1 protein-coding gene is annotated in these 774 nt (G+C 72.7%); it reads right to left on the bottom strand.

The annotated features are described in order from the left end of the window. Positions 1-774: family 4 glycosyl hydrolase (locus tag ABD901_RS58775; RefSeq protein ID WP_486303877.1), on the bottom strand; the 774-nt coding region annotated here is incomplete at both ends.

Here is a 774-nt window from a genome sequence, read left to right as displayed (position 1 = left end):
CGGGGGCGGGCAGGGGTACCGCGCCGGCGGCGCCGACCCGGCAGGTGGCCTCGATGACGGCGTCGTCGGACAGGAACGGGAAGTAGCCGCGGTTGCGCACGTTGACGGCGTGGATGCCGCCGTCGTCATGGTGCAGGGAGGCGATCAGGCCGACGGCGGCCTCGGAGTAGAACGCGCCGCCGCGCTCGCCGAGCAGGGCCGGCTTCTGGTCGAGGGACGGGTCGGCGTACATCTGCAGGAGCTGTTCCTCGATCTGCGAGACCCGCTCGCCGCGCGTGGGCTGGCCGCGCTCCTCGGCCACGACCTGGTCGTGGCAGTAGAAGTAGCGCAGGTAGTAGGACGGGACGCAGCGCAGGGACGCGATGACCTCGGCGGGCAGCTGCAGGCCGGAGGCCATGTCGTCCAGGCCCTTGTCGATCAGCTCCGGCAGGCGGTCGACGCCGTCGACGTAGGCGGCGCGCTCCCAGGTCAGGTGGTTCAGGCCGACGTGGTCGAGGGTCACCGCCGACGGCTCAACGCCCAGGGCCGCCGCCCAGCGACGCTGGAAACCGATCGCCACGTTGCACAGGCCGGCGGCGCGGTGGCCGTCGTCGAGCAGGGCGCGGGTGACGATGCCGACCGGGTTGGTGAAGTTGACGATCCACGCACCCGGGTCGGCGCGGCGGGCGATGTCCAGCACGACCGGGACCGTGCGCAGTGCCTTGGCGAAGCCGCCGGCGCCGGTCGTCTCCTGGCCGACGCAGTCGCACGCGAGCGGGAACGTCTCGTCGCTGA

It is taken from the genome of Dactylosporangium darangshiense (genome assembly GCF_039537565.1).
Taxonomy (GTDB): Bacteria; Actinomycetota; Actinomycetes; order Mycobacteriales; family Micromonosporaceae; genus Dactylosporangium; species Dactylosporangium darangshiense.
Note: the sequence above shows the minus strand (reverse complement) of the source record. Positions and strands in the feature narration are given on the sequence as shown.